Origin of the sequence: Streptomyces nidicola (assembly GCF_050106155.1) — a bacterium.
Taxonomy (GTDB): Bacteria; Actinomycetota; Actinomycetes; order Streptomycetales; family Streptomycetaceae; genus Streptomyces.
Map to the genome: position 1 here is coordinate 4,443,995 of NZ_JBNBPI010000001.1, position 20,116 is coordinate 4,464,110.

Here is a 20,116-nt window from a genome sequence, read left to right on the forward strand (position 1 = left end):
GGTCGCGCGTCCGTGCGGTCCGCGTCACCCGTATTTCCCGGGCCCGCGGGCCTCCCGTGCCGCCCGGGTAAAGAAAGTAAAGAGACCTGGAACCTTCCCCACCCCTCACGGCGTTGCTAGGGGTACGAGTAGCTTCGGCTGCACACGTACAACCATGTACGTCCGTATTTAACGAGGGAAGGACTCCCGAACCATGGCTGTAAGCCTGTCCAAGGGTGGCAACGTCTCGCTCACCAAGGAGGCTCCGGGCCTGACCGCCGTCACCGTGGGCCTCGGCTGGGACGTCCGCACCACCACGGGTACCGACTTCGACCTCGACGCCTCGGCGATCGTGGTGAACGCCCAGGGCAAGGTCTACTCGGACGCCCACTTCGTCTTCTTCAACAACAAGCAGACGCCGGACCAGTCGGTCGTGCACACGGGCGACAACCGCTCGGGCGAGGGCGCCGGCGACGACGAGGCGATCAACGTCAACCTGGCGGCCCTGCCGGCCGACGTCGACAAGGTCGTCTTCCCGGTCTCGATCTACGATGCCGAGACCCGCACGCAGAACTTCGGCCAGGTCCGCAACGCGTACATCCGCATCGTGAACCAGGCCGGTGGCACCGAGATCGCCCGCTACGACCTCTCCGAGGACGCCGCCACCGAGACGGCGATGGTCTTCGGCGAGCTGTACCGCAACGGCGCGGAGTGGAAGTTCCGCGCCGTGGGCCAGGGCTACGCCTCGGGCCTCGTCGGCATCGCGCAGGACTTCGGCGTGAACGTCTGAGCAACCGCTGAGCGGTAGCCGCCACTGAGCCCCGGCCCATGGGTGGGTCGGGGCTCAGTGCTGTTCCCAGCCAGTTGGAGCGCAAGAGTCCGAATCGGCCACCACCCATCGATTAACGGACAATCACCCACGCCATTCGGACACGAACCGGCAAAGTTTTGTCAGGTATCTGCCATGGAGGTGATCGCAGGTGCCACTCTCCCTCCGAACCCCCCACATACCCACCCCCACACGGGTACCTAAGGAGTCCGAGTGAGAATCCGCTCTACCGCTCCCCGCTTCGCCGCCCTCGTCGCGTCCGCCGCCATGGTGGCCGTCGGCGTCCAGGCAGGCACCTCGGCCAACGCCGCCACCGATCGTGCGGCAGGCGCGACGGCGCTCCCCCTCAGCGCCTCGCAACGGGCGACCGCCCTGAAGGACGCGCAGGCCGAAACCCCCACGATGGAACGCCAGTTGAAGCTCGCCGACGGCGAGAAGCTGGTCGCCCGCGACGTCGTCAAGGACGCCGACGGCACCACCCACACCCGCTACGAGCGCACCTTCGACGGGCTGCCCGTCCTCGGCGGCGACCTCGTCGTGCACACCGCGAAGGGTGGCGACCTCAAGGGCACCAGCAAGGCGCGCAAGGGCTCCATATCCGTGGCGTCCACGGACGCCGCCACCGGAACCACCGCCGCGAAGAAGTCCGCGAAATCCGCCGCGGGCGACTCGGTCAAGGGCGCCACCGCCGGCACCGCGCACAAGGTCGTCTGGGCCGCCGACGCGAGCAAGGCGCCCGCCCTCGCGTACGAGACCGTCGTCAAGGGCACCCAACACGACGGCACGCCCAGCGAGTTGCACGTCATCACCGACGCCGACAGCGGCAAGGTGCTCTACAAGTACCAGGCCATCGAGAACGGCACGGGCACCGGCGAGTACAGCGGCTCCGTCACCGTCGGCTCCACCGCCGCGTCCGGCGGCTACGACCTCGTCGACGGCGGGCGCGGCGGCCACAAGACGTACGACCTGAAGGGCGGCACGTCCGGCACCGGCACCCTCTTCCACGACGCCGACGACAAGTGGGGCGACGGCACCGCCGCCGACCCGCAGACCGCCGCCGTCGACGCCGCCTACGGAGCCGCCGAGACCTGGGACTTCTACAAGGAGGCCCTGAACCGCAGCGGCATCGCGGGCGACGGCAAGGCCGCGTACTCCCGCGTCCACTACGGCAACGCGTACGTCAACGCGTTCTGGGACGACAGCTGCTTCTGCATGACGTACGGCGACGGGATCGAGAACAAGAACCCGCTGACCTCGCTCGACGTCGCCGCGCACGAGATGAGCCACGGCCTGACCGCCGCCACGGCGAACCTCAACTACAGCAAGGAGTCCGGCGGCCTCAACGAGGCGACGTCCGACATCTTCGGCACCGCGGTGGAGTTCTACGCGAACAACTCCACGGACGTCGGCGACTACCTCATCGGCGAGAAGATCGACATCAACGGCGACGGCAGCCCGCTGCGCTACATGGACAAGCCGAGCAAGGACGGCAAGTCCGCCGACGCCTGGTCGCGCTCCACGGGCGGCCTCGACGTGCACTACTCGTCGGGCGTCGCCAACCACTTCTTCTACCTGCTCAGCGAGGGCAGCGGGAAGAAGACGATCAACGGCGTCGACTACGACTCGCCCACGTCCGACGGCTCCACCGTCACCGGCATCGGCCGGGACAAGGCCGTGCAGATCTGGTACAAGGCGCTCTCCACGTACATGACGTCCACGACCGACTACGCGGCGGCGCGCGCGGCCACGATCAAGGCGGCCGGTGACCTGTACGGCGCGAGCGGCGCGGAGGCCACGGCGGTCGCCGCCGCCTGGAAGGCCGTGAACGTCAACTAGCCGACTCCGGCTTGCCGTTCCCGTACAGCCAGGTCTCCCAGACCCCGGCAAGGGCCTCGCCCTTGCCGGGGTTCTTGCGCTCCACGTAGGCGGTGAAGTCGTCCGTGTCGGCGTTCCTGTACTTGCGGTCCGTCGGCCAACTCTTCAGCAGGGCGAAGAAGTTGGCGTCGCCGATCGCCTCGCGGACCTTCTGCAGCACCATCGCGCCGCGCTCGTAGACCGGGGAGTCGGAGAGGTGCGCGGCGTTCGGCGGCTGCGCGGGCGGGAAGGACCAGACGCCGTCGCTCGCGGGCCGCTTCATGACCCCCTCGAAGGTCTGCCGCGCCGTGTCCCCGCCGTGCTCCTCGTCCCACAGCCACTCCGCGTACGTCGCGAAGCCCTCGTTCAGCCACATGTCGCGCCACGACTTCGGGGTGACCGAGTCGCCGTACCACTGGTGCGCCAACTCGTGGACGAGCAGGCCGACATCGGGGGCGCCGGGGAAGACGGGCCGGGTCTGGGTCTCCAGGGCGTAACCCACGTCGCCGGCCCGGTCGACGATCGCTCCGGTGGACGAGAACGGGTACGCGCCGAACCGCTCCGCCTCCCAGTCGACGACCTCCGGCAGCCGGGCGAGGACCTTCGCGCTCGCCTTCGCCTCGGCCGGGTCGACGGCGGTGTACACGGGAATCCCGCCGGGCGTGCGGCCCCGCTCCGTCTCGAACTTCCCGATGACCACGGTCGCCAGATAGCTCGCCATCGGCTGCCGCACCCGCCAGTCGTACGCGGTGCGCCGCCCGTCGGACGACCGCTTCGCGCTCCTCAACTCCCCGTTGGACACCGCCTGTACGCCGGTGGGGACCGTGATCCGGATGTCGTACGTCGCCTTGTCCGAGGGGTGGTGGTTGCCGGGGAACCAGGCCATGGAGCCGGTGGGTTCGCCGAGGCCGAGCGCGCCGTCGGCGGTGCGCAGCCAGCCCTCGCCCGTGCCGTCCGGGTCGGTGATCGTGACGGGTTCACCGTCGTAGCGGACGGTGGCGCGGAAGGTGTGCCCCTCGGGGAGCTCGTCGTGCGGCCGCACGGTCACCTCGCGCCCGGCGCGGCTGGCCACGGCCTTCTCGCCGTCGACGGTGACCTTCCGCACCGTGAGCCCCCTCAGGTCCAGGTTGAACGCGCTGAGCGCCTGGTCCGCGGTCGCGGTGATCTCGGCGGTGCCGGAGAGGTGGTGGGTGTCCGGGTCGTAATCGAGATCGAGGGCGTAGTGGCCGACGTCGTAGCCGCCGTTCCCGAGCTTGGGGAAGTACGGGTCGCGCAGGCCCGAGGCGCCGGGGGTGCCGTGGACGCCGCCGTCGCAGGCGGTGACGGCGGCAATGGCGGCGAGGACGGTGAGGAGGGCGACGGGGAGTCGGAGTCGGGTTCTGGGTCGGCGGCGCACGCGGTGATCTTATGACCCCATTGCCCCGGTACGGGCGCACCACCAACTTACGGCCACTGCGCTTACAGAACAGCGATCCCCAACGGCCGTTCCCCCGCGGCCAGTCGGCGGGTGTCGCCGCTGTCGATGTCGACGACCGTGATGCCGTTCCAGTAGCCGTCGCGGGTGAAGCCGCCGGTGACGTACGCGGTCCTGCCGTCTTCGGAGACGGCGACGTCCTCGTGCGGCCCGTCGAGCGGCACGACCTTCTCCTTGCCGCCGGGCGCCCGGACGGTGAGCGAGGGCCCCTCGTCCGTGGACGGGTCGATGGGCCCCGTGCCGACGGCGAGGAGCGTTCCGTCGGGAGTGATCGTGACCCCGTGCTGGTGCGTGTTGGCGGTCATCCGCTCGACGGTCGAGCGGCCGGTGTCCGGGTCGACCACGACGAGCTTCTCGCCCTCGAAGGGGAGGAGCAGCTTGCCGTCGGAGGGGCGGACGGCGGCGTAGTGCGGCTTCAGCCAGGAGCCGAGACCGCCCTCGGTGCCGTACGGGGCGACCTCGATGCGGCGGGTGTCGCCGCTGCTGGTGTCGAGGACCGTGACGTCGAAGGAGTCGTGATCGGTGGCGTACACCTGGCGCCCGTCGCGCGACACGTCGACGTCGAAGGGCCGCCGGCCGACGGAGGTCGTGTCGGTGACCTTCCCGGTCCTGGTGTCGATGGTCTCCAACGTCCCTTTCCCATCAGGGACGTTGACCCCCACGTACGCGTGCTCGCCGTCGGGCGCGAGGGCGATGCCCATGCCGCCGCCGCGGTACTCGCCGTCGGTGACCGGGCCGAGGTCCTCGGTCTCGTACGGGATGAGTGCCTCGCGCTCCCGGCTCTCCGTGTCGACGACGGCGACGCCCTCGGCGGTGGCGACCCAGGCCCGGCCGTCGTCACCGACGACGAGCCCGTACGGGGCGTGTCCGACCTTCACCGAGTCGAAGGCGCCCTTGCCGGGGGCCGGGTCGACGAAGGAGACGGTGTCGGAGCCGAAGTCGGCGAGGAGGAGGGTGCCGGCGGGGGTCTTGGCGGACTTGGGGGTCTCGGTGGGCTTCTTCTTGGCGGAGGAACTCGCCTCGCCCGCAGCGGAGTTGGCCTCGTCCTGCGTCGTCTCGCCGCACCCGGTCGCGAGGACCGCGACGGCGATCGCCGCGAGGACCGCGCGCCTCACCGTACGGCCCGCAACAGGCCGGCGATCTCGGTGAAGCCGCGGCGCTCGGCGTGCTGGAGGGGCGTCATGCCGTCGCTGTCGGGCAGGTCGGGGCTCGCGCCCGCCGTGATGAGCAGCTCGACGATCTCCTGGTGCGCGCGGCCGCCGTCGCCGAGGATCACGGCCTCCAACAGGGCGGTCCAGCCGAGCCGGTTGACGTGGTCGACGTCGATGTCGGTCTCGCGGAGTACGGCGCGCACGTAGTCGACGTGGCCGCGTTCGGAGGCCGGGATGACGGAGATGCCGCCGAACCGGTTGGTGACCTTCAGGTCGGGCCGGGCGGGCAGCAGGGCGCGCATCATCTCCACGGAGCCGGTGACGCCGGTGGCGAGCCACGCGCTGTCGTCCCGCTCGTCCTGGGCGTTCGGGTCGGCTCCGGCCGCGACGAGGGCCTCGGCGGCGGCGACGTGATCGTTGAGGGAGGCCAGGAGGAGGGGCGTACGGCGGTGCGCGTCGCGGGCCTCGACATCGGCGCCCGCCGCGAGCGCGGCCCGGACGGCGTCGACGTCGCCGTGCGCGGCGGCGGCGAGGAGCGTCCGGTTGTTCTCGGTGTGCTGCATGGTGCGACTCCACATCCGGGTGAGCATTTCAAGCCCCTGCGGCATTTGAGCAGCGGGGTCCGGGGCAGAGCCCCGAGGCCGCAACACCGTTGCCGGTGTCACGGCCCCGAGACGGCATCCACGTCCTACTTAAGCGTCGCGACCCCCGCCTGGGCGAACTTCTCGTCCAGGTCCCCCGAAGGCGCACCGGCGACCCCGATCCCCGCGATGGGCCCACCGTCGGAGACAACCGGCGCCCCACCCGCGAGGAACAACGTGCCGGGGATGTCCTTCAGGTTCGGCGTCTGCTCCAGCCGCTTCGTCAGCTCGGACGTGGGCGCGTTCCAGGACACCGCGGTGTACGCCTTCTTCACGGCGGACTCCGGCGACTGCGGTCCGGCGCCGTCACCACGCAGCTCGACGATCGTGTTGCCGTTGCGGTCGACGACGGCGACGGAGACCTTCTGGTTCTCCTTCTTCGCGGCCTTCAGGACGGCCTCGGCGGCGTCGGTGGCGGCGCCCACGGTGAGGTGCTTGGACTCGAAGGTGTTGCCGGCCTTCGCGGCGGCGGGCTTGGCGGCGGCGGCCTGCGTGGCCGGCTCCGAGTCCGCGGCGCTCGCCGAGTACGCGCCGAACCCGCCGAGGGCGATGGCGGCGGCGAGGGTGGTGCCGGTGACGACGCGGGTGCGCTTCGAGATCTTCTTGGCGTGCTGCATGGGAACGACTCCTGGGTGAAGGGGAGGGTGCGAGTAGAGGGAGGAGAGGTCGATCGGGAGGCCGTTTGCCGTTCCTGCCGTCCCGCTCTGCCTTCAATCCTGGGTCCGGAACCGGCCCCCACCCGTCGACGGACCGGCTGGAGGCGGCGCGCCGGGCGGTCGACATCGGGGTCATCCGATCGGTTGACCCCAGGGGCGTACAACCCGGTGACAATGGGATTGTTTGCCCAGGTCGACGCCGTGAGGAGGTGCAGGCAGCCGTGACCCGGACCCCCCGGAACCGACCGGAGCCCGCCGACGACGGCGTCCACCACAGCGACGGCTACGACACCGACATCCGCCGCCTCACCGCGGTCATGCACGCCTCGTTCTTCCTGCTGCTGGCCGTGGCCCTGGCCCGCTTCCTGCTGCGCCACTCGCACGACGGGCGCACCCCGTGGATCGTCGCGCTCTCCGTGGTCGTGGCGCTGCTGTACGGGGCCGGGCTCGTGCGGGGTCTCGCGGGGCGGGCCTCGGCGGGGCAGCGGGTGTGGCTGACGCTGGTGGTCGTGGTGTGGGTGGTGCTCGTGGTGCTCGCGCCGAGCTTCGCGTGGTGCGCGGTGCCGCTCTTCTACACGGGTCTGCGTACGCTGCCGACCCGCCCCGCGCTCGTCCTGGTGGGGCTCCTGGCGGTGCTCGTCATCCTCGCCCAACTGCGGCTCGCAGGCCGCTGGGACCCGGACCTGGTGCTCGGCCCTCCGGCCGTCGTGGTGATCGCCACCGCCGTGTTCCTCCAGATGAAACGGCAGGCCACGCGCCAGCGGGACCTCATCGACGACCTGATCCGCACGCGCCGCGAACTGGCCGCGTCCGAGCGGCGCGAGGGCACGCTCGCCGAGCGGCAGCGGCTCTCCATGGAGATCCACGACACCCTCGCGCAGGGCCTGTCCAGCCAGCGGATGCTGTTGCAGGCGGCGCAGCGGGTGTGGGAGGCCGACCCCGGCAAGGCCCGCGCCCATGTCGGCACGGCCGCGTCGATCGCCGAGCACAACCTCACCGAGGCGCGCCGCTTCGTGCACGATCTGGCGCCCGCCGATCTGGCCCATGGTCTGACGGAGGCGTTGCGGGCCGTGGCCGAGCGGGAGTCCGGCGAACGGCTCAGCGTCCAGGTCCGCGTCGAGGACGACGGGCGCGCGGACCGGCTGCCCGACCGGGTGCAGTCGGCGCTGCTGCGGATCGCGCAGGGCGCGCTGGCCAACGTACGGGAGCACTCCGGGGCGCGGAGCGCGGCGCTCACGCTGACGTTGCTCGACGACCAGGTCGTGCTGGACGTCGCCGACGACGGGCGGGGGTTCGATCCGGCCTCTCTCCCTGCGGGGGGCTCCGGGGTGCGGGGGCATGGCCTGCCGGCAATCCGGGCGCGGGTGCGGCAGCTGGGTGGAAGGTTGTCGCTGGAGTCCGCGCCGGGGGAGGGAGCGGTGGTCTCCGCCGCGATTCCGTTGTCGCCACGGGGGCCGTAGGACTTCTGTCGCGGGCAACGGGGCCGACGTCACGGGGCTCCGCCCCGGACCCCGCTGCTCAATCGCCGCAGGGGCTCTGATTGCTCACCCCGCCGCAGAGACCCGACCGACCCGAACCGGAGCTCACCATGACCCAGCCCATCCGCATCCTCCTCTGCGACGATCACGTCGTCGTTCGTGCCGGGCTGCTCGCTCTGCTGGACAGCACCGCGGACATCGAGGTCGTCGGGGAGGCCGGGACCGGGGAGGAGGCGATCGCGCTCGCCGCGAAGCTCCGGCCGGACGTCGTCCTGATGGACCTCCAGCTGGGCGAGGGCATGGACGGCGTGGAGACGACCCGCCGCCTCACATCGGGGGCGGAGCCCACGCCGAACGTCCTCGTGCTGACCACGTACGACACCGACGCCGACATCACCCGCGCCATCGAGGCGGGCGCGACGGGCTATCTGCTCAAGGCGGAGCGGCCCGAGGAGCTGTTCGCCGCGATCCACGCCGCCGCGGAGGGCCGCACCGCGCTGTCCGCCCCGGTGGCCAGCCGCGTCATGGCCAATATGCGCAAGCCGCGGCCCACCCTCACCGACCGCGAGCGCGACATCCTGGCCCAGCTGGCGCACGGCCTCGGCAACCGGGAGATCGCCAAGGCCCTGTTCATCAGCGAGGCCACGGTCAAGACCCACCTGGGCCGGATCTACGACAAGCTCGGCGTGGACACCCGGGCCGGCGCCGTCTCGGTCGCGAAGGAGCAGCGTCTGCTGCCGTGAAAGGAACAGCGCCCGCTGCCGTGACCTGCCGCCGCTCCGGTGCGGCCCCGCTCCCCCGCCCGTGACACCATCACGTACGTGCTCGACATCGGTTACGCCCTCTCCCGCCGCTTCCCTGACCCGCCGCAGACGGACTACCGGCGCGCGGACGTCCACGCGCTGCGCCACGACCTGTTCAGCGGCGACGTGTACCTGGCCGACACCAAGGCCGACCGGGAGCTGTCCACAGCCTGGGGATGGGTGCCGGTGCTCGACTTCGCGTGGGCTCTGTGCGACATCGTCGAGCAGCTGGACCGCGACCCGCGCGGCAGCCGCTCCGCGACTCCCCAGCACGCCGAGCTGGACTTCACGGAGTCCAGCGACTGCATGCTCTTCGAGCGCCGCTTCGGCTGGGTCGACGTCGAGGCCGACTGGATGCCGACCGAGGAGCCCCCGCTGACGTTCTCCCACTCCGAACTGCGCCGCGAGGCACGGGACTTCCTGCACGACCTGATCGCCGACCTCACGGACATGCACGAGGACCTGGCCGACAACCCGGCCCTGTGGGACCTCCAGGCCCGCTTCCCCCGGCTCCCGTAGCCGACCCGCCTCCCGCCGGCACTACTCCACCCGCACCCCCAGCTCCGCCGCGAACACCCCGGCCAGGTCCATGAGTTGGGACGGTGAGATCACCGCGCCGCCCAGCCGGTCCACGCCCCGCGCGATCCCCAGTTCCGCCGCGTCCCGCAGGTCGACGTCCGTCAGGGTCGCCGCCGAGAAGTCGGCGCCCTTCAGCACGCAGCCCGCGAACTCCACCCGCTCGAGGCGCGCGCCCCCGAAGTCCGGCTCCACCAGCACGCAGCCGTCGAACACGACGTCCTTGAGGCGCGCCTTCCGCAGGTTCAGGTAGTCGATCTTCCCGCCCCTGATCACCACCCGCTCCAGCGCCGCCCCGTGCAGCTGCACCCCGCCGAGCCGCGCGTCGACCACCTCCACGTCCCGCAGCGTCGCCTCCGCCAGATCCGTGCCCACGCCCCGTACGTCACTCAGCACGGAGTCGATGAATCTGGCCCGCGCGAGGCCCGCCTCGTCGAGTGCGCACACAGCCAGCGCGCAGTCCATGAACCGCGCCCCGACGCCCTCCTGCCCGGCGAAGTCGACGTCCCGGAACTCCACCCCGTCGTAGTCCCCGTCGGGTTCGAGGCCGCGCCCCGCCCACGGCTCCAGCGGAGGCAGCCGCACCTGGGGCCGCCGCGCCTTCTTCACCTTCGCCGAAGCCCGTCCGGAGGCCCGGCCCGCACCATTACGCCGCTCGCTCATGCCCCCATGCTGCCCTCCCCCTCTGACAATCCCCGTCGCGCTCCCCTGACCTGGGGCGATCGGCCCGATGTCACATCCGCGCCCGCTCCTGCCGTCGTATTCCCGAAGGTCTTCCGTACGCCCAGACGTCACACTCAGGAGCTCCGATGCAGCACACCACCCCCGCCCTCACCGTCATCGGCGGCGGCCTCGCCGGGCTGACGGCCGCGATCACCGCGGCGGAGGCGGGCGCGCGCGTCACCCTGCACGAAGCGCACCACACCCTCGGCGGCCGGGCCCGCACCGCCGAGGGCCCCTACCTCACCCACGAGGGCCCGCACGCCCTCTACAACGGCGGCCCGCACTGGACCTGGCTGCGGCAGCGCGAGCTGCTCGGACCGCTCGCCCCGATCCCGCCGCTCGAAGGCGCCCGGCTGCGCTTCCACCACGACGGCGCGCTGCGCCGCACCCCGCCCGCCGCCCTGCTCCGCCTCCTGCGGCATCGACCCGAACGCGCCCCCGTGGACGAGGACTTCACCACCTGGGCCACCCGCGTCGCGGGCCCGGAAGCCGCCCGCGCCGCCGCCAACTACACGGCCGTCGCCCTGTTCCACCACGACCCCGGATCGCTCTCGGCCCGCTTCGTCCAGGAGCGCCTGCGCCGCACCGCGAAGGTCCCGCCCGAGGCGCACTACCCCCTCGGCGGCTGGTCCTCGGTCATCGACCGGATGGCGTCCCGCGCGTGGAACCTCGGCGTGCGCATGGAGACGCTGAGCCGGATCGACACCGTGCCCACCGACACCCCCGTCGTCGTCGCGACCTCCCTCGACGCGGCCCGCAGGCTCCTCAAGGACGACTCCCTGGCCTGGGACAGCGGCCGTACGACACTGATCGACCTGGCCGTCCGCACCCGCCGCGGGGACGCCTTCGCGGTGTCGGGCCTCGACTTCCCCGCCTGGATCGAGCGGTTCACCGCGCAGGACAAGTCCCTCGCCCCGCAGGGCGAGAGCCTGATCCAGGGCCAGGTCCCGATCGCGCCCGACGAGGCCAAGGCGGACGGTTCCGCACGCGCCGACGGCCTGCTCGACCTCGCGTTCCCCGGCTGGCGCGAGCGCACGACCTGGCGCCGTGACGCGCTCGCCCAGGGGCGCACGGGAGCGCTCGACCGCCCCGGCACGACGTGGCGCGACCGCCCGGCGATCGACCGCGGCGAGGGCGTCTACCTGGCGGGCGACATGGTGGCGGCGCCCGGCGTGCTCTCCGAGGTCTCCTTCACCAGCGCCATCGAGGCGACGACGCTGGCGCTGCGGCGGCCCGCCCTCACCCGCGGCCTTGACCTCAACCGGGCTTGAGGTCGAAGACTGGCGCGCAGGCCGCTCGTACAGGTCGGGGCGGCATCGCACACTGCCCACCAGGAGCTGCCATGCACGCCATCCGCCTGCACGCCTTCGGCCCCGCGGAGAACCTCACGTACGAGAAGACCGAGGACCCCGAGCCGGGCCCCGGACAGGTGCGGATCGTGGTCGAGGCCGCGGGCGTGCACCTGATCGACACCGCGATCCGCTCCGGCGTACAGGGACCGCTGCCCGCCCTCCCCGAACTGCCCACGATCCCCGGCCGCGAGGTCGCCGGCACCGTCGAGTCGCTCGGCCCGGACACGGACCCCGCCTGGCTCGGCAAGAAGGTCGTCGCTCACCTCGGCATGGTCCCCGGCGGCTACGCCGAGCTCGCCGTCACGGACGCGGACCGCCTCCACGAACTCCCGGAGACCCTGGACCCGGCAGGCGCCGTCGCCATGATCGGCACGGGCCGCACGGCGCTCGGCATCCTGAACTTCACCACCGTCACCCCCGACACGGTCGCCCTCGTCCCCGCGGCCGCGGGCGGCATCGGCACGCTCCTCGTGCAGTACGTGAAGCACGCGGGCGGCACCGTGATCGGCCTGGCGGGCGGCCCGGCGAAGACGGCGGCGGCCCGGGCGAACGGCGCCGACCTCGCCCTCGACTACAACGACCCCGACTGGCCGGACAAAGCACGCGAGTTCCTCGCCAGCAGGGGCCTCCCCGCCGCCACCGTCCTCTTCGACGGAGTCGGCGGCCCGACGACCGCCCGCGCCCTCGACCTCCTCGGCCCCGGCGGCCACCACCTCATCTTCGGCTGGTCCGCCCAGGGCATCGGCTCCGACGAGGGCCCCTACCTCCTCGACGACGCCGAACTCGCGCGCCGCGGCCTCACCCAGGAGCAGGTCCTCGGCCCGCCGATGATGCGCAAGGCGGGCGGCGACAACCCGATGCGCACCCTCGAACTCGCCGCCCTCGACCACGCGGCCCGCGGTGTCCTCACCCCCGCCGTCCACCGCTTCCCCCTCAAGGAAGCAGCAGCCGCACACCACGCCCTGGAGACGCGCGGCACGACGGGCAAGGTGATCCTGGAACCGTGACCTGCGCGCGCCCCCTCAGGCCGCGGCCGCCTCCAACTCCTTGACGTACTCCGGGAGGATCCCGAAGAACGCCGCCATCATGCCGTGGTGGTGGTAGTCGTGCGTCTCGACGAGCCTGCCGTCGGAGCGGCGGCCACGGGCGACGATCACGTTGGGGTGCACGAAGGTGCGGCCGGTGGCGTGGACGTGCCCCTCGAGGGTGTACTCGGCGATCGCCACCTCGGGGTCGTCGGTGCTCCACACCTTCAGGTCGCGCACGGTGCGGGAGAAGCGGTCGAGGGGCGCGCGGTCGAAGTGCTCGGCGAGTACGTCGAGCCCCTCCCAGCGCGTGTGCTCGCCGACGCCGAAGGCATGGGTGACCACGACGTCGTCGGCGTAGATCTCGCGGATCGGGGCGAAGTCGCCGCTCTCGACCATGCCGATGAGCGCACGGAGCGAATCGGCGACGGAACGGGGCGCCGTGGAACGGGGTGCGGCAGCGGAAGAACCGGACATGGGTGTACCCCTTCGGTAAGGCGGAACCTAGAATCGGAGTCCTCACTCCCCTTACGTTCCCGACGTTACGGACTGGGCACTCCGGTTGTCAACGGACGCCCATGGAAAGGAAGTTGACCATGCGCGCGGACGCCCGGAGGAATCGCGAACGGCTCCTGGAAGCCGCGGAGAAGGTGTTCGCGGAGCGCGGCACGGCCGCGGCGACCGAGGAGGTCGCGAAGGAGGCCGGGGTCGGCGTCGGCACGCTCTTCCGCCACTTCCCCACGAAGGAAGCGCTGCTGGAGGCGGTCTTCCGGGCCCGCATGGACGCGGCGGCGGACCGGATGGAGCACCTGTTGGCGGCGGACGACCCCGGCGCCGCGTTCCGCGAGATGTTCCTGGAGAACGTGGCGGAGTCGAGCCGAAAGAGCGCCTACATAGAGGCACTTGCCGCGGCGGGCGTCCGCGTGGACGTCACGGCCGATGCCACGAGACCCCGGATCCACGCGAACCTGGAGGCGCTGCTGCGGCGGGCCCAGGAGGCAGGCGCGGTACGGGCGGACGTCGGACCGGACGACGTCATCGCGCTGCTGGTCGGCGCGGCACGCGCGGCCGAGCACGCGGACGGCGCGGGCGGTGGCCCGGCGGCCCGCACCCGCGCGGCGGAGATGGTCCTCGACGGGCTGATGCGCTGACCCCGGGCGCACTGACCCGGAGTCGCCAACAGGCCGCGCCCGCCCCGCCGTTCAGCCCAGCCGCTTCTCGAACCAATGGTGCGCGTACGGCTCGTCGTTGAAGGCCTCGACCTCCTCGAAGCCGTACGCGCGATACAGCCCGATGGCCTCGCCGAGCGCCCTGTTGGTGTCCAGGCGCAGCAGTCCGGCGCCGTTCCGGGCGGCCCGCGTCTCCAGTTCCGCCAGGAAGCGGCGGGCGAGGCCGAGGCCCCTGACCCGGGGCGCCACCCACATGCGCTTCACCTCGGCCGCGCCTCCCGGCGGAAGTTTCAGCCCGGCGCAGCCGACCGGCTCCCCGTGCAGCCTCGCCACGACGAACTGTCCGTGCGGAGGCCGGAGTTCACCGGCGTCGGGCAGGAGGCTGCGCGCCGGGTCGAAGCCCGTGTCGAACCGCTCCTGGAGCTCGGCGAAGTAGCCGCGCAGGCACAGCTCCGCGTCGGGGTGGTCCGGCGCGACGTCGTCCAGCGTGACCGTGCCCGCCGTGAGCAGCCGGTCCACCTCGGCCATGGCGGCGACCAGGCGGCCGCGCTGCGCGGGACTCAGCGGGGCGAGCAGCGAGCCCGCGGCCTCGTCGCTGCGGCGGTCGAGCACGGCCCACTCGTCGCGCCCCCGGTCCGTGAGCCGCGCGGTACGCACCCGCCGGTCCCGCTCCAGCGGCTCCACCACCACGAGACCGTCCGCCTCCAGGGCGCGCAGCAGCCGGCTGACGTACCCGGAGTCGAGCCCGAGCCGCTCCCGCAGCCTGCGCACGTCGAGCGGCGCCCCGGCCTCGCCGATCTCCCAGAGCAGCCGGGCCTGCCCGTAGGGCCGCTCGGTGCCGTGGAACCGCTCCTGGAGCACGCCGACGCGCTCGCCGACGACGCGGTTGAACCGCCGTACCCGCGCGACGTCGCCGATGTCATCGACGTCGCCGTCCTCACCCTCACGCATTCTCTGACCGTAGTCAGAGAACGCGTCCTCGCGCCACCCTACGCGGCACCCACCGCCTTCAGCGCCTCGTCCGTCAGCCGGTACACCGTCCACTCGTCCTGCGGCCGCGCGCCCATCGCCTCGTAGAACTCGATGGACGGGGTGTTCCAGTTCAGCACCGACCACTCCAGGCGCTCGTACCCCCGCTCCACGCAGAGCCGCGCCAGCTCCGTGAGCAGCGCCTTGCCGTGGCCGCCGCCGCGCGCCGAGGGACGTACGTACAGGTCCTCCAGGTAGATGCCGTGCACGCCGCGCCACGTCGAGAAGTTCAGGAACCACAGCGCGAAACCGACCGGCTCACCGCTCTCCGCGTCCTCGGCGATGTGCGCGTACGCCGCCGGGCGCTCACCGAACAGCGCCTCGCGCAGCTGCTCCTCGCTCGCCCGCGCCTCGTGCAGCGCCTTCTCGTAGTCGGCGAGCTCGCGGATCATGGCGTGGATGACGGGGACATCGGCCGGGGTGGCGGTACGAATCATGGCGGCAGACTAATGCGCGGCACCGACACCCGGCCGCGCAGGACCAGCCGCCCTGGACTACCTGTTGAGTCCCGTACGCAGCCGCCGCGCGATATCCAGGTCCACCGCGCCGAGCGCCCGCCCGTCCTCGATGTCCCACAACGCGTTCTGCAGCACCCGGCCCAGCGTCCACGCCCGCGCCCGCTCCCGGTCGAGCCCGAGGACCCCGCTCATCGCGTCGAACCGCCACTCCGTCTCCTGCGGCTCGTAGCGGTTGTTCAGCGCGGGCCACAGATCGAAGCCCGGGTCGCCGACCAGCGGCTTCGGGTCGATCGCCAGCCACGGTTCGCGCTCGGCGGCCAGCACGTTGTCGAAGTGCAGGTCCCAGTGCAGCAGCCGGTCCCCGGGCTCGTCCGCGACCTCCCGCACCGCCGCCGCGCAGTCGGCGAGCAGCGCGCGCTCGGCCGGGTCGGCCACCCGGCGCAGCGCGTCCGGGGCGTCCGCGAGCATCCGCGCGGCGATGTCGGAGAGCCGCCGCATGCCCTCCGGCGCGGGCCCCGCCGTCAGCCGCGCGAGCAGCTCCGCGATCACCGTGACGGCCTTGCGCGAGTCCTCCACGTCGCTCAACATCCGCGCGGCGTCGAGCCGTTCGAGCAGCATCGTGCCCGTCCCGTCGTCGTACGCGAGGAGCCGCACGGCGCCGTCGCCGTCCCACTCCCGCAGCGCGACGGGCTCGCCCTCGGTCTCCTCGTCGAGCACCTGGAACTTGAGGGCCGCCTGCCGCCCGCCGCCCACCACGGGCACGACGAGCGCGGCCACCCCGTGCATCAGCGGCCCGTCGACCGACAGTTCCCAGCGCTCCAAAAACTCGTCCACGCGCGCGGGCAGCGCCGCGACGAACGCGCGGCCCGCCTCCCCCGCGTACGCGTGCTGCGACTCAACAAGGCCCACCGGTACGTCGATCACGCCCGCGACCCTAGTCGCCGCCCTGCCCTCAAGACCCGTCAATTTGGTCACCCCTCCCGCATTCCGCCGCCGCCCAGTAACGTCCCGCGCCATGAGCAACGGCATCAGCGGCCCCGGTGGCCCTCGCGACACCACCGGCACCATCAACGGCGGCATATCGTTCTGGTACGCGGACGACGGCATCCCGCTCACCCGCGACCCCCTGCCCGGCGACGCGAGCGCCGACGTCGTCATCGTCGGCGGCGGCTACACGGGCCTGTGGACGGCGTACTACCTGAAGAAGGCCGCCCCGTTCCTGCGGATCACCGTCCTGGAGCAGAAGTTCTGCGGCTACGGAGCCTCGGGCCGCAACGGCGGCTGGCTCTACAACGGCATCGCGGGCCGCGACCGCTACGCCAAGCTCCACGGCCACGACGCGGCGGTCCGCCTCCAGCAGGCCATGAACGAGACCGTCACCGAGGTCATCGACGTGGCCCGCGCCGAGTCCATCGACGCGGACATCCACCACGGCGGCGTACTCGAAGTCGCCTACACCCCCGCCCAGTTGACGCGCCTCAAGTCCTTCCACGAAACGGAACTCACCTACGGTGAGAAGGACCGCACCCTGCACGGCGCCCGCGAGACCGCCGACCGCATCCGCGTCGCAGGCGCCGTCGGCTCGACCTGGACCCCGCACGGCGCCCGCCTGCACCCGGTGAAACTCCTCAAGGGCCTGGCGAAGGCCGTCGAAGCCCTCGGCGTCACGATCCACGAGTCGACACCCGTCACCGAGATCAAGCCCAAGCACGCCATCACGCCCTACGGCACCGTCCGCGCGCCCTACATCCTGCGCTGCACGGAGGGCTTCACCGCCTCCCTCAAGGGCCAGCGCCGCACCTGGCTCCCCATGAACTCCTCCATGATCGCCACGGAGCCGCTGTCGGCTTCGCAATGGGAATCCATCGGCTGGGAGGGCCGCGAAACCCTCGGCGACATGGCGCACGCCTACATGTACGCCCAGCGCACAGCGGACGACCGCATCGCGCTGGGCGGTCGCGGCGTCCCCTACCGCTACGCCTCCCGCACGGACAACGACGGCCGCACCCAGCCCAAGACCATCGAGGCCCTGTACGAGATCCTGACCCGCTTCTTCCCCCAGCTCGCGGGCGTCCGCGTCGACCACGCCTGGTCCGGCGTCCTCGGCGTCCCCCGCGACTGGTGCGCCACCGTCACCCTCGACCGCTCGACGGGCCTCGGCTGGGCGGGCGGCTACGTGGGCTCCGGCGTCGCCACGACGAACCTGGCCGCCCGCACCCTCCGCGACCTCGTCCAACAGGACTCCGGCCAGTCAGGACCCACCGACCTCACCACGCTCCCCTGGGCCAACCACAAGGTCCGCAAGTGGGAGCCGGAACCCTTCCGCTGGCTCGGCGTCCACGGCATGTACGCCACGTACTACGCGGCGGACCGCCGCGAACTGACCACCCACACGTCCGACTCGTCCCGCCTGGCGAAGTGGGCGGACAAGGTGGCGGGGCGGGGCTGACGAGCCGCCGACTCCCTTACGCGGCCGCCCGAACGGACGGCCGCGTAAGGGAGTTGCCCCCTCGAACCCTCAGGACCAGCCCGCGTTCCGCCGCACAGGCCGGCGATCCGGTTCGTCGTCACCCATGATCAGCATCGGGTCGAACATGACGATGGCCGCGGCGAGGACGAGCACGACGAGCGGCCCGATGAGCAGGGCCATCACGCCGACCGCCGAGGAACCGACGACATTCACGCCATGGGTGATGTGGACGTCGACCGCCGCCATCCCGGTGTAGTGCATCCCGGTCACCGCGACCCCCATGACCGCACTCGCCCCGAGACTGGCGAGGAACCCCCGGATCGCGATGGCGGCCCACAGCGCGGCGGTCGCCGCGACGACGGCGATCGCCACGGAGAGCGCCACCACGGCGGAGTCGTAGACGAGCGAACCGTTCATGCGCATGGCGGCCATGCCCAGGTAGTGCATGCCGGCGACCCCGAGCCCGGTGAACACACCGGCGGTGAGCAACGGCCCCGGACCCGTCCCGAAATAGCCGACGGTGAAGATCCCCACGCCGACCACGAGCACGGCCACCAGCAGGCTGAGGAAGGTCAGCGTGGTGTCGTACGAGATCGCGGCCCCGCTCACCTGGAAACCGAGCATGGCGATGAAGTGCATGGACCAGATACCGCACCCGATGGACACCGCCCCCAGGGCGAGCCAACCGGGCTTGCGCGACCGGTCGAGCGCGAGCGAACGCACCGTGCAACGCAGCCCGAGCGCGCTGCCGAGGCAAGCCGTCAGGTACGCCGCGACCGGCGTGACCAGGCCATAACTTAAACCGTCAATCGTGCCTTGCATTGAGCCAGCCCCCCGGCGTGATGAAGGTGAGATCGCGCGATGGATGTTCTGTGAACGAGCGAATCTAACCAGCATCGACCAGAAACGAAAGAAAACCCCAGGCCGGAAAAGTCCGGGCCTGGGGTTCGATGGAGCCCCCTGTCGGATTCGAACCGACGACCTACGCATTACAAGTGCGTTGCTCTGGCCATCTGAGCTAAGGAGGCAGCCCGAGCAGTGTAACCAACACCGGCCGTGCACCCGTCGAAAATTTCCTCGAAGGTCATGTGCTCCCGGGTACTGACAAACCCACCGGCCGCCGCTTAAGGTCCGAGCAGTTCACCCGCGTGGACTACACCAGTGCTACACCGCCGTGGCACCGCCATGGCGGCTCACCTTCTTTACAACGGATCGTCCGGCACGTTCCTGCCGGTGAAGGGGGCTTCACAGCCATGGCTTCTGTCACGTTCGACAAGGCGACCCGCGTCTACCCGGGTTCCACCAAGCCCGCGGTCGACGGCCTGGACATCGAGATCGAGGACGGCGAGTTCCTCGTCCTCGTCGGCCCGTCCGGCTGCGGAAAGTCGACCTCCCTGCGCATGCTCGCGGGTCTCGAGGACGTCAACGGCGGTGCGATCCGCATCGGTGACCGCGAGGTCACGCACCTGCCGCCGAAGGACCGGGACATCGCCATGGTGTTCCAGAACTACGCGCTGTACCCGCACATGTCCGTCGCCGACAACATGGGCTTCGCGCTCAAGATCGCCGGTGTGAACAAGGCGGAGATCCGCACGAAGGTCGAAGAGGCCGCGAAGATCCTCGACCTCACCGAGTACCTGGACCGCAAGCCGAAGGCCCTCTCCGGTGGTCAGCGTCAGCGTGTAGCCATGGGCCGCGCCATCGTGCGTGAGCCGCAGGTGTTCCTCATGGACGAGCCGCTGTCGAACCTCGACGCCAAGCTCCGTGTGTCCACGCGTACGCAGATCGCGTCGCTGCAGCGCCGCCTCGGCATCACCACCGTCTACGTCACCCACGACCAGGTCGAGGCCATGACGATGGGCGACCGTGTGGCGGTCCTCAAGGACGGTCTGCTCCAGCAGGTCGACACCCCGCGCAACATGTACGACCGACCGGCCAACCTCTTCGTCGCCGGCTTCATCGGCTCCCCGGCCATGAACCTGGTCGAGGTCCCGATCACCGACGGCGGCGTGAAGTTCGGCAACTCGGTCGTCCCGATCGACCGCGAGGCCCTGAAGGCCGCCTCCGACAAGGGCGACCGCACGGTCCACGTCGGTGTCCGCCCCGAGCACTTCGACATCGTCGAGACGAATGGCGAGGCCGCCAAGTCCCTCGCCAAGGACGTCTCGGACGCCCCGGCCGGCCTGGCCGTCTCCGTGAACGTGGTCGAGGAGCTCGGCGCCGACGGCTACGTCTACGGCGCTGCCGAGGTCGGCGGCGAGCACAAGGACCTCGTCGTCCGTGTGAACGGCCGCCAGGTGCCGGAGAAGGGCGCCCAGCTGCACGTCGTGCCGCGCGCCGGTGAGACCCACGTGTTCTCGTCCTCCACGGGCGAGCGCCTCTCCGACTGACGCACGGCCGCCTGACGGACGACCGACGCACGGCCGCACAACCGGCCGCGAGGGCCCCG

The 20,116-nt window shown here is 71.6% G+C and carries 20 protein-coding genes and 1 tRNA gene; 10 read left to right on the forward strand and 11 right to left on the reverse strand.

The features are described from left to right. Positions 1 to 193 precede the first annotated feature (193 nt). Both ACOKM3_RS20215 and ACOKM3_RS20220 read left to right on the forward strand, forming a co-directional pair. Positions 194 to 769, forward strand: a complete 576-nt coding sequence (locus tag ACOKM3_RS20215; protein ID WP_426902336.1) for a TerD family protein — start codon at positions 194 to 196, stop codon at positions 767 to 769. Positions 770 to 1,075: 306 nt separating this feature from the next. Beyond that, entirely contained in the window at positions 1,076 to 2,644 is a 1,569-nt protein-coding gene (locus ACOKM3_RS20220) for a M4 family metallopeptidase (RefSeq protein ID WP_426906849.1), read from the forward strand. Here ACOKM3_RS20220 and ACOKM3_RS20225 read toward each other — a convergent pair. The 4 genes from ACOKM3_RS20225 to ACOKM3_RS20240 all read right to left on the reverse strand — a co-directional run bounded on the left by ACOKM3_RS20225 (position 2,637) and on the right by ACOKM3_RS20240 (position 6,545). Further along, on the reverse strand, positions 2,637 to 4,058 hold the full coding sequence (locus ACOKM3_RS20225; protein WP_426902338.1) for a M1 family metallopeptidase: 1,422 nt from the start codon (positions 4,056 to 4,058) through the stop codon (positions 2,637 to 2,639). The two genes, ACOKM3_RS20220 and ACOKM3_RS20225, sit on opposite strands and share 8 nt — an antisense overlap. Positions 4,059 to 4,120: 62 nt before the next feature. Further along, complete coding sequence (locus tag ACOKM3_RS20230) at positions 4,121 to 5,251, reverse strand: YncE family protein (protein WP_426902340.1); 1,131 nt, start codon at positions 5,249 to 5,251, stop codon at positions 4,121 to 4,123. Further along, positions 5,248 to 5,850, reverse strand: a complete 603-nt coding sequence (locus ACOKM3_RS20235; RefSeq protein WP_426902342.1) for an ankyrin repeat domain-containing protein — start codon at positions 5,848 to 5,850, stop codon at positions 5,248 to 5,250. The genes ACOKM3_RS20230 and ACOKM3_RS20235 overlap by 4 nt, the downstream gene beginning before the upstream one ends. Before the next feature lie 125 nt (positions 5,851 to 5,975). Next, a complete protein-coding gene (locus ACOKM3_RS20240; protein WP_426902344.1) occupies positions 5,976 to 6,545 on the reverse strand; it encodes a GlcG/HbpS family heme-binding protein in 570 nt (189 codons plus the stop codon). A 356-nt stretch (positions 6,546 to 6,901) separates the two neighbouring features. Between ACOKM3_RS20240 and ACOKM3_RS20245 the strand changes: the two genes are divergently transcribed. The 3 genes from ACOKM3_RS20245 to ACOKM3_RS20255 all read left to right on the forward strand — a co-directional run bounded on the left by ACOKM3_RS20245 (position 6,902) and on the right by ACOKM3_RS20255 (position 9,384). Beyond that, positions 6,902 to 8,044: a sensor histidine kinase gene (locus ACOKM3_RS20245; protein ID WP_426906850.1), complete on the forward strand. Its 1,143-nt coding sequence runs from the start codon at positions 6,902 to 6,904 to the stop codon at positions 8,042 to 8,044. Positions 8,045 to 8,172: 128 nt separating this feature from the next. Next, positions 8,173 to 8,805, forward strand: a complete 633-nt coding sequence (locus ACOKM3_RS20250; RefSeq protein WP_426902346.1) for a response regulator — start codon at positions 8,173 to 8,175, stop codon at positions 8,803 to 8,805. 78 nt (positions 8,806 to 8,883) lie between these two features. Further along, entirely contained in the window at positions 8,884 to 9,384 is a 501-nt protein-coding gene (locus ACOKM3_RS20255; RefSeq protein ID WP_426902348.1) for a hypothetical protein, read from the forward strand. 21 nt (positions 9,385 to 9,405) lie between these two features. Here the strand turns inward: ACOKM3_RS20255 and ACOKM3_RS20260 are convergent, their stop codons facing one another. Further along, positions 9,406 to 10,104, reverse strand: coding sequence for a pentapeptide repeat-containing protein (locus ACOKM3_RS20260; RefSeq protein WP_426902350.1), 699 nt, complete (start codon positions 10,102 to 10,104; stop codon positions 9,406 to 9,408). Between the two features lie 146 nt (positions 10,105 to 10,250). On the opposite strand from ACOKM3_RS20260, the gene ACOKM3_RS20265 reads away from it, so the two are divergent. Together ACOKM3_RS20265 and ACOKM3_RS20270 are read left to right on the forward strand one after the other, a co-directional pair. Next, positions 10,251 to 11,435 carry an NAD(P)-binding protein gene (locus ACOKM3_RS20265; RefSeq protein ID WP_426902352.1) on the forward strand — a complete coding sequence of 395 codons (1,185 nt, stop codon included), beginning with the start codon at positions 10,251 to 10,253 and terminating at the stop codon, positions 11,433 to 11,435. Between the two features lie 71 nt (positions 11,436 to 11,506). Further along, positions 11,507 to 12,523 (forward strand): zinc-binding dehydrogenase, encoded by a 1,017-nt coding sequence (locus ACOKM3_RS20270; protein ID WP_426902354.1) that lies wholly within the window; start codon positions 11,507 to 11,509, stop codon positions 12,521 to 12,523. 15 nt (positions 12,524 to 12,538) lie between these two features. Here the strand turns inward: ACOKM3_RS20270 and ACOKM3_RS20275 are convergent, their stop codons facing one another. Then, complete coding sequence (locus ACOKM3_RS20275) at positions 12,539 to 13,018, reverse strand: nuclear transport factor 2 family protein (protein ID WP_426902355.1); 480 nt, start codon at positions 13,016 to 13,018, stop codon at positions 12,539 to 12,541. Between the two features lie 119 nt (positions 13,019 to 13,137). Between ACOKM3_RS20275 and ACOKM3_RS20280 the strand changes: the two genes are divergently transcribed. After that, on the forward strand, positions 13,138 to 13,692 hold the full coding sequence (locus ACOKM3_RS20280; protein ID WP_426902357.1) for an SbtR family transcriptional regulator: 555 nt from the start codon (positions 13,138 to 13,140) through the stop codon (positions 13,690 to 13,692). A gap of 51 nt (positions 13,693 to 13,743) precedes the next feature. Here the strand turns inward: ACOKM3_RS20280 and ACOKM3_RS20285 are convergent, their stop codons facing one another. The 3 genes from ACOKM3_RS20285 to ACOKM3_RS20295 are packed head-to-tail and all read right to left on the reverse strand — an operon-like array spanning position 13,744 to position 16,121. After that, entirely contained in the window at positions 13,744 to 14,661 is a 918-nt protein-coding gene (locus ACOKM3_RS20285) for a bifunctional helix-turn-helix transcriptional regulator/GNAT family N-acetyltransferase (RefSeq protein ID WP_426902359.1), read from the reverse strand. Positions 14,662 to 14,699: 38 nt separating this feature from the next. Next, on the reverse strand, positions 14,700 to 15,176 hold the full coding sequence (locus ACOKM3_RS20290; protein ID WP_426902361.1) for a GNAT family N-acetyltransferase: 477 nt from the start codon (positions 15,174 to 15,176) through the stop codon (positions 14,700 to 14,702). A gap of 57 nt (positions 15,177 to 15,233) precedes the next feature. Beyond that, on the reverse strand, positions 15,234 to 16,121 hold the full coding sequence (locus ACOKM3_RS20295; RefSeq protein ID WP_426902363.1) for an aminoglycoside phosphotransferase family protein: 888 nt from the start codon (positions 16,119 to 16,121) through the stop codon (positions 15,234 to 15,236). 91 nt (positions 16,122 to 16,212) lie between these two features. On the opposite strand from ACOKM3_RS20295, the gene ACOKM3_RS20300 reads away from it, so the two are divergent. Continuing rightward, positions 16,213 to 17,646, forward strand: a complete 1,434-nt coding sequence (locus ACOKM3_RS20300; protein WP_426902365.1) for an NAD(P)/FAD-dependent oxidoreductase — start codon at positions 16,213 to 16,215, stop codon at positions 17,644 to 17,646. A gap of 69 nt (positions 17,647 to 17,715) precedes the next feature. Here the strand turns inward: ACOKM3_RS20300 and ACOKM3_RS20305 are convergent, their stop codons facing one another. Further along, positions 17,716 to 18,489: an MHYT domain-containing protein gene (locus ACOKM3_RS20305; RefSeq protein ID WP_426902367.1), complete on the reverse strand. Its 774-nt coding sequence runs from the start codon at positions 18,487 to 18,489 to the stop codon at positions 17,716 to 17,718. A gap of 129 nt (positions 18,490 to 18,618) precedes the next feature. Beyond that, positions 18,619 to 18,695 (reverse strand) — tRNA-Thr (locus ACOKM3_RS20310). Between the two features lie 225 nt (positions 18,696 to 18,920). Here ACOKM3_RS20310 and ACOKM3_RS20315 point away from each other — a divergent pair. Beyond that, entirely contained in the window at positions 18,921 to 20,057 is a 1,137-nt protein-coding gene (locus ACOKM3_RS20315) for an ABC transporter ATP-binding protein (protein ID WP_426902369.1), read from the forward strand. Positions 20,058 to 20,116 lie beyond the last annotated feature (59 nt).

Coding starts and splice junctions, on each gene's coding strand:
- ACOKM3_RS20265 (WP_426902352.1), top strand. CDS start 10,251: ATGCAGCACACCACCCCCGCCCTCACCGTCATCGGCGGCGGCCTCGCC.
- ACOKM3_RS20235 (WP_426902342.1), bottom strand. CDS start 5,850: ATGCAGCACACCGAGAACAACCGGACGCTCCTCGCCGCCGCCGCGCAC.
- ACOKM3_RS20315 (WP_426902369.1), top strand. CDS start 18,921: ATGGCTTCTGTCACGTTCGACAAGGCGACCCGCGTCTACCCGGGTTCC.
- ACOKM3_RS20280 (WP_426902357.1), top strand. CDS start 13,138: ATGCGCGCGGACGCCCGGAGGAATCGCGAACGGCTCCTGGAAGCCGCG.
- ACOKM3_RS20240 (WP_426902344.1), bottom strand. CDS start 6,545: ATGCAGCACGCCAAGAAGATCTCGAAGCGCACCCGCGTCGTCACCGGC.
- ACOKM3_RS20245 (WP_426906850.1), top strand. CDS start 6,902: ATGCACGCCTCGTTCTTCCTGCTGCTGGCCGTGGCCCTGGCCCGCTTC.
- ACOKM3_RS20260 (WP_426902350.1), bottom strand. CDS start 10,104: ATGAGCGAGCGGCGTAATGGTGCGGGCCGGGCCTCCGGACGGGCTTCG.
- ACOKM3_RS20285 (WP_426902359.1), bottom strand. CDS start 14,661: ATGCGTGAGGGTGAGGACGGCGACGTCGATGACATCGGCGACGTCGCG.
- ACOKM3_RS20220 (WP_426906849.1), top strand. CDS start 1,076: ATGGTGGCCGTCGGCGTCCAGGCAGGCACCTCGGCCAACGCCGCCACC.
- ACOKM3_RS20305 (WP_426902367.1), bottom strand. CDS start 18,489: ATGCAAGGCACGATTGACGGTTTAAGTTATGGCCTGGTCACGCCGGTC.
- ACOKM3_RS20215 (WP_426902336.1), top strand. CDS start 194: ATGGCTGTAAGCCTGTCCAAGGGTGGCAACGTCTCGCTCACCAAGGAG.
- ACOKM3_RS20300 (WP_426902365.1), top strand. CDS start 16,213: ATGAGCAACGGCATCAGCGGCCCCGGTGGCCCTCGCGACACCACCGGC.
- ACOKM3_RS20270 (WP_426902354.1), top strand. CDS start 11,507: ATGCACGCCATCCGCCTGCACGCCTTCGGCCCCGCGGAGAACCTCACG.
- ACOKM3_RS20290 (WP_426902361.1), bottom strand. CDS start 15,176: ATGATTCGTACCGCCACCCCGGCCGATGTCCCCGTCATCCACGCCATG.
- ACOKM3_RS20250 (WP_426902346.1), top strand. CDS start 8,173: ATGACCCAGCCCATCCGCATCCTCCTCTGCGACGATCACGTCGTCGTT.
- ACOKM3_RS20275 (WP_426902355.1), bottom strand. CDS start 13,018: ATGTCCGGTTCTTCCGCTGCCGCACCCCGTTCCACGGCGCCCCGTTCC.